We start from the raw sequence: 10,993 nt of genomic DNA on the forward strand, positions 1-10,993 counted from the left end.
GTATTTGAACGGTTGAAAACCGAACCGCCGACCAACGACGGCGGTTTGACCACGAACGGCTCTCTCCGCCAGCGCGTGTTGTGCGGAAGAATGTGGGGCAGAAAAACGAATTTTTAGAGGTTCCCTTATGCTCCTAAGTAAATGTCCTAGTAGACCGGCAGGATCGCCCGGCTTATACAAGTCTTGATGGGTTGCGTCGCTTAAAGCCAGCCGCGAGTCCGCTGTGCTGGGTCGCTCTGGCGCACCGAGTGATAAGACGAGGAGGCAATCAACATGCTGGACTTCCTATTTTCCGGCTGGGGCGCATTCTGGATGACGCTGTTCATGGCGGTACCGTTCGCGGTGATCTTCTATTACGTCATCTACAGGAAAAGCGTCGTCGACCCGGGGCCGAGCGCCACGCCCCGCAAGGAGCTGTCGCGGCTTGAGGGAATCTGGCTGGCCGTGGTGTTCGTGGTCTTCGTCGGCGTGAACCTGGCCAGCCTGAAGTACATGCCGACCATCGCCGCTGCGCGTGCCGCGACCAGCGGCCAGCCCCTTCAGGAAATCGACGTGACGGCGAAGTCCTGGGTCTACGAGATTTCGAACCGCCGGATCGAGGCCGGCCATCCGGTACGATTCTCGGGCAAGAGCAGCGACACCCAGCACGGCTTCGCGGTTTACCATCCGGACGGCAGGATGCTGTTCACCATGATGCTGATGCCGGGCTTGACCAGGCCCACGACGCTGGTCCATACGTTCAAGGAACCGGGCAGATACAAGGTGCGTTGCCTCGAATACTGCGGCATCGCGCACCATGCGATGCTGGACGAACTGATCGTTGTCGAGAGCAATTGACGGCGCCGCCCAGGAGGAGGACGCAACATGATCGCCAGCGCAATCGTTCAAAACACGCCGGTCTTCGGCAAGATACTCAACCTTGACAAGAGCACGGGACTGGAGGAGATCAACGCCTGGCCGGCTTTAATGATCATGGCCTCCTTCGTCTGGCTCGCCGTTGCCGGCCTGCTGGGCCTGGTCATACCGGCTACGCAAATATTCGGTCTCGATAGCGGTCTGTTCTACACGACCCTGACCCTGCACGGCGCGGCGCTCGCGTTTCCATTCTCTTTCCAGCTTATGGTCGGCGTCGGTCTGCACAGGTCGGGCGGCTGCGTCGGCAAGCCTGTCGCGGGCGCGCTTCCAGCGCTGACATTCATCTCGATGAACCTGGGATCAGCCCTGCTGACGGTGGCGGTCCTGCTGGGTTTCAAGGTCAGTCTAGTCGTCATGTATCCGCTCCCCTTGGTCGGCGCGCAGATGGGCATCTGGAGCATGAGCACTGTCGTGCTCGGTTTCACCGGCATTTACCTGGTTTTGGCGTGCATGATCCTGTTCTATCCGCTCCTGGTGCTCAAGATGCTGTTCTTCGGCGAGAAGCGGCCGGAACTCGTCCTCTCCGAGCGCTCGCTCAACGATCCCGGCATGCTGGGCATGGCCCTGTCCGCGCTGACGCTGCTGGTGACGGGCATTCCGCTGATGGTGGTCGGGACGACGCTGCTGCTCGCGCTGTACGGTGTCATCCCGATGTCCATGGCCGCCTGGGCCGCCGAGCCGGTGGTCTTCCAGTACAGCTTCTATATCTTTGCCCATAACTTGATGGAGGCGATGGCCCTGATGGTGATGAGCGCGATGTACGCCACGCTGCCGCTGTACCTCGCCGACGGGACTCGCCAGCTTTTCAGCAACCGGCTCGCCAACACGGCGCTCTGGATACTGCTGCTCACCTCGATCACCTCGTTCCTGCATCACTTTATCACGCTCTATCCCAACCAGCCGGCCAGCCTCTCCTACTGGGGGAACATCATGAGCTGGGGGACCGGCGTCGGCGCTGCGCTGAGCATCTTTACCGTCCTCGCCACGATTTGGCAGCACGGACTGCGGCCGGAGCCCGGCATCATGGCCGTGCTGATGGGCTGGGTGCTGTACATTCTCGACGGCGCCAGCGCGATCGTGACCTCCAACGTGGCCTGGTCCTACATGCTGCACGGCACGATGTGGCAAAGTGGCCATACCATGACCGTGATCGTGTCGATGTCCATGATGTGGCTGGGCGTTCTCTATCATCACTACCCCGTGATTACGGGCCGCAAGCTCGACCCCGTGCTGGGCGCGTGGTTCGTTCGCCTCTTCGCCATCGGCGGCATCGGAGCTGCGCTGGCGATGCTGGCCGGAGGCGCAGCCGGCATGCCGCGGCGCTTCGCGGACTGGAACCAGGAGGGCTGGATGCTTTACGGCAACCTGCTTCTGTTCTTCGGCCTGATTCTGGGCGCATCGCTTGTCGTCTACGCCTATAATCTTTTGAAATCCCGCGAGATCGCCTCGCCCCTCGGCCGGCAGGTGGCGCCGGCGTAGTAGAGGCCGATGGAGCGCCCGCACTATGCGGGCGCTCCATCGGCCTTGGTCTTGAGAGGACATGGCCGCCAGAGCGCGTGCGCCGCTGGCGCACGCATGGGCAGGACGAGGACCGCCATGAACTGCAAGCTTTGTGGCCTGCCTACCCCCGACCCGCCGTTACGGCATGACGGCCATGAGTTCTGCTGCCACGGCTGCCGCGAGGTCTATCGCTGCTTCGGCGCCGGCGTCTTTGCCGCCGTCCGGGAAGGCACCTGCCAGGCGCCGCCTCCGCCGCGGGGCAAGGAGGCCTACCTCTGGATCGAAGGGATGCACTGCGCCTCGTGCGAATTCCTCATCGAAAAGTTCGCACTGAAAACCCGCGGCATTCTCGCGGCGGCAGCGAGCTTTGCCACCTCGACGGCGAAAATCGTCTATGACTCCGAGGTGCTTCGGGAGTCCGATTTGCCGGCGATTCTCGGCCGGTTTGGCTATCGCGCCCGGTTGCGCGGCGATGGGGCGCCGGAATACGACGAGCGGAGGGATCTGCTGCGGCTCCTGACCGGCGGTGTCCTGGCCTCCGCCGTGATGATGCTGTCCTTCCTGTTCGTCTACCCGATCCACAGTGGATTTGCCGTACCAGGCGATTACGAAGCGATCCGCTGGGTAGCCTTCGATGTGACGCCGCTCGCCTTGTTCGCGCTTGCATCGATCCTCGTCTTCTACGTCGGACTGCCGATTCTGCTCGGGGCGTGGAGGGGCATTCGAGCCGGCATGTTGAACATGGACAGCCTGCTCGCCCTGTCCATTCTTTCGGCCTACGGCTACAGCGTCGTCCAGCTATTTGAAGATCCGCTCGATCTCTACTTCGAGGTGGCGGGGTCGCTCGTCGCCGTGGTGACGATCGGCCGCTTTCTGGAGCGCAGCGCCAGGGTGCGCGCAACGCGCGAGCTGAACGCGATCATGCGGGCCTGGTCTCCCAAGGCCTGTGTGCTGAGAAACGGGAAGTACCTGCTTTGCGGGCTCGAGGAGCTTGTCCCGGGCGACCGCGTATTCGTTCGCTCGGGGGAGATGGTTCCCGTCGATGGCACCATCGTCGGTGGACAAGGGGCGGTCGATGAATCGCTCATGACCGGGGAGCCGTTTCCCGTGTGGCGGTCCTCGGGCGGGAAAGCGCTCGGTGGCACCGCGCTCCTCGAGGGCGAGCTTGAAATCGAAGTCGGGCCGCGGGTCGAGAGCCGTCTGGCGAGCCTGGCGCACATCCTCTGGAACACGCAGAGTTCCACCGGGGGCATCCAAAGCCGCGTCGATCGGCTCTCGCGCGTTTTCGTGCCGGCCGTGCTCGTTCTCGCCGCCATCGTGGGGCTCGGCTTCTATATCGGCGGCGCGCCCTTCGAGAGGGCGCTGCTGGCGAGCCTGGCGACTCTGATCGTTTCCTGTCCCTGCACCTTCGGGCTGGCGATACCGCTAGCCACTGCCGCGGCCATCAGTACGGCACTGCGCCGCGGCATCATCGTCACCCGCGCCGATCTTTTCGAAAAGGCGCCGCGTATCGATATGGTCGCGATCGACAAGACGGGAACGCTGTCGACCGGCAACATGGCCGTGGTCGAGGTGGTTGGCCCGCCCGAGGTCGCCGTTCGTGCCGCGGCCGTCGAGCGGTTTTCGTCCCACCCGATTGCCAAGGCGATCGCGCGGCTGGACGCGCACAGGACGGCCACGGATATCGAGATCCACCCGGGAAGAGGAGCGTTGGGCAGCGTCGGCGGCCGGCGCGTGGCGGTCGGTGGCAAGGCGTTCTTCTCGGCGCTGGGCTGGACGATCCCGGAGCCGCTTGCAGCCCGGATTGCTCCACGCCGCCCCGGTGAGAGCGTGGTGTCCTATGTGGGCTGGGATGGTCGCGCCGAAGGTGCCATCGTCACCCGCGATCAGTCCCGCCCCGAATGGGAACGGGTCATCGAACGGCTGCGCCAGGGCAGCCGGGTGATACTGCTGACCGGAGCGGAGCATCCGTGCGGCTACGAGGAGCGCGTGGACGAGGTCTATGCGGGCGTTCCGCCCGAAGCCAAGGCGGCGATCATCCGCCAACTGAAGTCCAGGGGCACGGTGGCCATGATCGGCGACGGCAGCAACGATGCGCCGGCCCTCGCCGAGGCCGATCTCGGAATCGCCTTCGGCGCCCCCACCTCGCTGGCTGCGGAGGCGGCCGATCTGATCATTCCCGGCGAGCGGCTGGAACGCGTTCTCGACGCCTTCGATCTGGTCGGTGCGGCTCGGCGCCGCATCCGACAAAACCTCGGCTGGGCGCTTGTGTACAACGCCACCGCGATCCCGCTGGCGATGACGGGGCTCCTCAATCCCTTGCTCGCCGCGCTGGCGATGTCCGCGAGCAGCCTTCTAGTGATGTTGAATTCCTCCCGGACGATGGCGGGGTCTGACGTGGTCGAAGAGGTCGTGGCGGCTCGAGCAAGACGCCGGGCCTTCCGGAGGTCTCGCTTGCCGACATGACCGTTGGCGACGCCGTCAATCCTGACGCTTCACGAGCGGTCCGCTTACTTCGACAGTAGAACGACGCAATGACCGCGGCGCTTCGTTCGAGGGCCTGATCCGCGGCCGCATACCACGTCCACCGCCCATCCTCGGTGCCGGTGACATGGCGCTGTGGGGTACGGGAAAACCCTGGGTCTCAGCGGAATTCACCCGATTGTTTCTTGTCATCGGCCTGGCTACATATGAGTCCTGAGCAGGGCGAAACGCGAACCGCCCTCGGGATGGTGTCGGAATCCATGCCGGAGGAAGCGGGGTTTTGCGCAAGTGACTCACAAACTCCTGAGATCCAGAGAGGAAACGAGCCATGAATTGTCCGTCTGACCGCCTTTACCATCGTGATCATCTTTGGGTGCGACAGGACGAGGGTGAAGAAGTGATTATCGGGGTGACCGATTACGCGCAGGAACAGCTCGGACAGGTCGTATTCGTCGAATGCTCCCAGCCCGGCGCGGAGCTTCGCCAAGGAGTTTCGTTTGGCACCATCGAATCGGCAAAAACAGCGTCCGAGTTGATTGCCCCGGTGAGCGGGATCGTTAAGGCGGTCAACGGAAAGCTTCGGCAGGAGCCCTGGCTGGTGAACGAGGACCCCTACGGGGAAGGCTGGATCTTAAAGCTGGCGGCCGGTAACACCGGGGAGTTTGCAGGGCTACTGGACTCGAAAGCCTATTTCAGGTTGCTTCTCGGTGCGGGATGATACGGACGGGATCTTTTTGGCTTCATGCCGGCCGTCCTTGCGCCGTCCTTATGTCAATGCGTAGTATTACTGGGGCCATACGTCAAATTACGGTAAGTGAGCAAAACCAGACTGCAGTTCGGGTCGAAGATGGCATTATATTTCGGAGGACGATATGAGGGTTTAGCCGGGTAAGTACGCCCGGCTATGGAAATCCGGGTTTCTTGAAGGAGGGTGCATAGTGACCGTGCTTAACTGGGCTGGTAACGCCGCCATGTGGCTCGTGGTCCTGGCATCGGCGAGCCTGGGCGCACTGGCGAGCATCCTTTACGCCTTACACCTTCATCGACAAACGATCCAACGCCGATTCGAGGCCTGTGCTCGTTGCCGCGTGCGCTTGGCCGAGGAAGCGGCCCGGCGCGAGCTGGAGCAGATCAAGCTGGTGTCCCAGGAGAATCAGAACCGCTTGCGCACCATCATCCGTTCCGCCCCAGTGTGCATCAAGCTGCAATCGGAGGACGGGACCATCCTGGAAATGAACCCAGCGGGAATGGCTATACTGGATGCCCGCCTCCCCGAGCAAGTCATTGGTAAGTCCGTCTACGAGTTCATCAGTCCTCAGTACCATGACGCTTACCGGGCCCTGACCCGACGGGTGTTCGGCGGCGAAGAGGATGTCCTCGAATTCGAGGTGACGACTTTGAGCAACGCCCGGCGGAGGCTGGAAACCCATGCGGCGCCCCTCTACGGTCCCGAGGGCGGAATTACGGCGCTGCTCGGGATAACCCGCGACGTAACCGAACAGCGCCATATCGCTCAGCAACTGCGCGAGAATGAAGCACGCCTGCGCGCCATCATCGAAGCCGAGCCCGAGTGCGTGAAGCTGGAAGCACGGGACGGCGTCCTGCTGGACATCAATTTGACGGGGGTCGCAATGCTCGACGCCCAGTCCCGGGAGCAGGCCATCGGACAGTCCGTGTACGAGTTCGTGGCGCCGGAGTTTCGCGAAGCCTATCGAGCCCACGCCGAGCGGGTGTTTCTCGGGGAAAGAAGCGTTCTGGAGTTTCAGGTGATCACGCTCAAAGGGCGTCGGCGCTGGTTCGAGACCCATGCGGTTCCGCTGCGGGACCCTGATGGCCGGGTTATCGCCCTGCTCGGGGTTACCCGCGATGTCACTGAGCGCAAGCAAACCGAGGAAAAGCTGCGGCAGCGGCAGATGGAGCTTGCGCACGTGTGCCGGTTGACCACCATGGGGGAGATGGCCTCGGGCCTGGCCCATGAGCTCAATCAACCATTGTGCGCGATCTCTACCTATGCCGACGCGGTGCGGCGCATGTTGGAAGCATCCGGAGCGGCGCACGAGAAAGCCTTCGAAACGCTGCAGCAGATCTCCGCCCAGGCGGAGCGGGCGGGCATGATCATCCGCCGACTTCGGGATATGGTCGCGAAGAAGCAGCCGAAGCACGAACCGGTCGACATCAACGACCTGGTGGCGGGAGTGGTCGAGCTGGCCCAGCCGCTGCTCAGAGAACGGGAGGTTACGGTGGCATGGGGGCTTGGGGCGAATCTACCTCCGGCTGTCGCCGATCCGGTGGAAATCGAACAGGTGGTCATGAACCTGATCCGTAATGCCGTCGAAGCCATGGGCGAGGTCAATGGCGCCCGGGTGCTCACCATCCGGACACGGAACGGGCCGGACCAAAGCATTGAAGTGGTCGTTCACGATACGGGTCCAGGTGTGCCGGAGGTATTGGCTGATCAGGTGTTCTCGCCGTTTTTCACCACCAAGGCGAGGGGGCTCGGGATAGGATTGTCCATCAGCCGCTCCATCATCGAGGCCCACAATGGCAGGATCTGGGCGGATAACGAAAGCGGTACAGGGGCTTCGTTTCACTTCACCCTTCCGGCGTTTAAGCTGCAGTCGCCATTGGAGGCTGAGGGAGGGCAACCACGGATTGACGTTTCGCGGGAAAGTCTTAGAAGTATCGAAAGGCAGCCGGTGTTCACTCCCTGAGAAAAGGGGGACGCGCCGGCCGGCGGAGGAGGCCGTTGGAATATGGGGGCCGGCGAGAACTTGGCCACCGTCTACATCGTCGACGACGACCCCGCGGTGCGGGACGCGATTCGTTGCCTGGTGGAGTCGGTCGGACTTAAAGCGGAAACGTTTTCTTCTGCCGCGGAGTTCTTGAACGCGTACAGGCCGAACATGGTCGGCTGCCTGATTCTCGACGTACGCATGGCCGGCATGAGCGGCCTAGCGCTCCAGGAGGAGCTTGTGCGCAGCGGGAGCCGGCTGCCGATCATCATCATTACCGGCCACGGCGACATCCCCATGGCGGTACAAGCGGTAAAGCGCGGCGCCCTGGATTTCCTGGAGAAGCCGTTCCGCAACCAGACCCTGCTCGACCGCATCAATGAGGCGCTGAAGCTGGATGCCGCGCGCAGGGAACAGGAGGCGCAACTTTCTCACATTGAAAGCCGCCTCGCGATGCTGACGGCCCGCGAGCGGGAGGTCCTCGAACTCCTGATAGAGGGCAAGACCAGCAAGGAAATCGCGCGGAAGCTGGACTTAAGCCCGCGGACCGTGGAGACTCATCGGGCCCATATCATGGAAAAGCTCGGTACCAGCTCCCTCCCGGAGCTGGTTCGGGTAGTTCTCGCCGCCCGGCGGCATGCGTAGCTGCCCGCATCGGCTGCGTAATCCTCCGGATTCCTTCCCTCACCCCAGTTCCCCCACTATTTTCCTGAAGCCTGCCGAAGGCTTTGCGGGATAAGGCGGAAAGTCGTCCCTCCTTCGCGGGGCATCTTCCGTGCCTTTCCACGGAGGCTTTTCACTATTTCACTAGAAGGAGGCGGTCATGTCTCAGGTAGATCTGAAAGCTGCGCTGATGAAGACCATCGAAGGAATCAAGTCGAATCCTGCCACAGCCAACGTCGTGTTCCGCGCCGAAACCAGGCTGGAGGACGGTGTTCGCTGCAGCGCCAAGGTTCGAGAGTTCACGCCGCTGACCGTGGACGAGCCGCCGGAGCTCGGCGGGACCAACGCCGCCATGAATCCGGTGGAGCTGGTGCTGGCAGCTCTCGGAACTTGCCAGGAGATCATGTACGCGGCTTATGCGGCCGTGATGGGCATCCCCCTCGAAGAAGTAAAGGTGGACGTGAAGGGCTACCTGGATCTGCGCGGGCTGTTCGGGCTGGACGAAACGGTGCCGCCGGGCTATAAGCGCATCACTTTCAATACCACCATCAAGAGTCCGGCCGACGAAGCGGCCTTGCTTCAACTCATTCAGGCCGTGGAGGGCCATTGCCCGCTGCTGGACATCCTCACGCGGGCTCAGGATGTTTCGGGCACGGCCACCGTCAACGGAAAGCAGGTGCACAGCTTGGCTAGCGCGCCACGCCAGGCTGCCGCTTGATGGCTAGTCCGAGTCCTTCTCCTTCACTGCCGCCGCGGCAAAGGGCGGAAAAGGTCTTTTCGGATTGCTTTGCCTGCAAGGATATTGCACATAAAAGGGGGCGACGATGGCAAAGGTACGTTGGAAAAAAACGAAGGGCAAAGAAAGGATCTGGCAAGCGGGCGATAGCAGTGCGATGCGCAAGGGCGCGGTCGCTCTGCTCCTGGCTACGCCCATCGCGTTCTCGACAAGCGAGGCGTTCGCAATCAACGGGTTGTTGTTTTACGGTTTGGGGGCGAAGAACCGCGCCATGGGCGGTGCGGGCGCTGCAGCTCCCCTCGACACGTCGACGGTGCTCATCAACCCAGCGGGTTTGAGCCATATCGAAAACTCAGCCGACATCGGCGTGCATTTTCTTAACGCACGTCGCTTCCTCGACACCTCGAACGGGCGCGGGATAGCGCAAGGCGGGGTGGTCAACACCGCGCCCGGCAAGCAAGACAGCGACCAGGACATCTATGTCACGCCCTTCAGCGGACTTTCCTACAGGCCGGCGGGGTCGCGCTGGACGTTCGGGGCGACCGTTGCCGGCGTCGCCGGCGAGGGGGCTCAGTACGGCCAGCCGCGTATCGATCCGAGCCTGCTGACTCCTCCTGGGGCCAATTACGACACATCAAGCTTTCTATTCATCATCAAGGGCATCCCCGCCGTGTCCTATGCCGTGACGGACCAGCTTTCGGTCGGGGTGGGGGTGCATATCAATGCTGCTTTGTTCTCCACCGATTCGGCGCTGGGCCAGCCCGGGTTCCCGCAAACGCAGGGCGACGGTCGCTTGGAGATCGCTTACGGCATAGGCGGACAGGTGGGCGTCATGTACAAGATCGACAGGCAGTGGGCCGTCGGCGCTTCGTTTACCTCACCGCAGGTTTTCACGGATTTTGGCCGCTACGAAGACATCATCCCCAACTTCAAGTTGCCGCCCGAGGTCCGCGTGGGAGCGGCGTATAGACCGACCGATAAACTTCTACTGGCCCTGGATTACAAGTGGATCGGATGGACCCAGGTCGGTCTCTTCGACAGGCTGCCGTCCGAAGGCGGCTTCGGTTGGCGCGATCAGCACACGGTCGGCGCTGGCGTGCAATACGACTGGAGCCAGGCCCTTACGGTTCGGGCAGGAGTGAATTACGGCCGTACGCCGCTCAGAGACAACGTGATATTCGCGAACGCACTGGTCCCCGTGGTTTACGAGACGCATCTCGCGTTGGGAGGAGAATATCGCTTCGATAAAAGGACTTCGTTGTCGTTTTCGGTGGTGAGGACCTTGCGCAACACCCAGACGGACAACGGCACGGGAGACCTGTTCAGTCAATTGGGCAGCGGGACGCGGATCGGATACAACGGCTGGGATGCCGACATCCAGTGGAGTCTTAAGTTCTAGCCCTTGAATTCGAATCCAATCGACTCGGCGCGGTGCGGTAGAGCCCGCTTCAGCGTGAAAGGGTTTTTGTTCGCCGGACCAACGGGGTTGTTCCCCGCGGGGAGGGGGAGTACCCGGTGAATTGGCAGGGAAACCGATGATTGGGTAAGGGGAATATCGGATCGCTGCGGTCTCGAGGCATCGGGTAATTTCGTTACGCGCCCCTTCGCGGCAGCGAGCTGGAAAGACGGAAGCGCTGAACCATGAGTAAGTGCGCTTCGGGTTTATGGATCGCACCTCGACTGATGGCCGTTCAGTCCTTTTTCAGAGCGTTCTGTCGGAAGGGCCTTCTGACAAGTATCCAGGGGTCTGGAGATCGATAGGGGAGGAAAATGAAAAGCACCCTAGCAGTGCTATTGACTGTAAGCATAGGAATAGGAGCCGCGCCGACGCCCGGTCTGGCCGCCGAAGACCTTCAGGCGCGCAGTTGGGCGGCGAGCTGCGCCGCCTGTCACGGTACCGAGGGGCGCGCGGTGGGCGGCATGCCGGCGCTGGCGGGGAAACCCAAGGAAGATCTTTACAAGG

At 62.3% G+C, this 10,993-nt stretch carries 9 protein-coding genes; all 9 read left to right on the plus strand.

The features are described 5' to 3' along the window. Positions 1-273: 273 nt before the first annotated feature. Complete coding sequence (locus ACUVYZ_RS17090; RefSeq protein ID WP_439935648.1) at positions 274-837, plus strand: cytochrome C oxidase subunit II; 564 nt, start codon at positions 274-276, stop codon at positions 835-837. Between the two features lie 27 nt (positions 838-864). Then, positions 865-2,394 (plus strand): cbb3-type cytochrome c oxidase subunit I, encoded by a 1,530-nt coding sequence (locus tag ACUVYZ_RS17095; protein WP_439935647.1) that lies wholly within the window; start codon positions 865-867, stop codon positions 2,392-2,394. Positions 2,395-2,511: 117 nt separating this feature from the next. After that, the gene (locus ACUVYZ_RS17100) at positions 2,512-4,881 is read left to right on the plus strand and encodes a heavy metal translocating P-type ATPase (RefSeq protein WP_439935646.1); all 2,370 of its coding nucleotides are present in this window, start codon (positions 2,512-2,514) and stop codon (positions 4,879-4,881) included. 346 nt (positions 4,882-5,227) lie between these two features. Continuing rightward, positions 5,228-5,617: a glycine cleavage system protein GcvH gene (gene gcvH, locus ACUVYZ_RS17105; protein WP_439935645.1), complete on the plus strand. Its 390-nt coding sequence runs from the start codon at positions 5,228-5,230 to the stop codon at positions 5,615-5,617. Between the two features lie 220 nt (positions 5,618-5,837). After that, positions 5,838-7,610 (plus strand): sensor histidine kinase, encoded by a 1,773-nt coding sequence (locus tag ACUVYZ_RS17110; protein ID WP_439935644.1) that lies wholly within the window; start codon positions 5,838-5,840, stop codon positions 7,608-7,610. 42 nt (positions 7,611-7,652) lie between these two features. Further along, the gene (locus ACUVYZ_RS17115; RefSeq protein WP_439935643.1) at positions 7,653-8,276 is read left to right on the plus strand and encodes a response regulator transcription factor; all 624 of its coding nucleotides are present in this window, start codon (positions 7,653-7,655) and stop codon (positions 8,274-8,276) included. Positions 8,277-8,454: 178 nt separating this feature from the next. After that, positions 8,455-9,012: an OsmC family protein gene (locus ACUVYZ_RS17120; protein WP_439935642.1), complete on the plus strand. Its 558-nt coding sequence runs from the start codon at positions 8,455-8,457 to the stop codon at positions 9,010-9,012. Between the two features lie 106 nt (positions 9,013-9,118). Continuing rightward, positions 9,119-10,429, plus strand: coding sequence for an OmpP1/FadL family transporter (locus tag ACUVYZ_RS17125; RefSeq protein ID WP_439935641.1), 1,311 nt, complete (start codon positions 9,119-9,121; stop codon positions 10,427-10,429). 371 nt (positions 10,430-10,800) lie between these two features. Then, positions 10,801-10,993: c-type cytochrome (locus ACUVYZ_RS17130; RefSeq protein WP_446033091.1), on the plus strand; the 193-nt coding region annotated here is incomplete at its 3' end.

Source organism: Pelomicrobium sp. P1 (assembly GCF_052805615.1).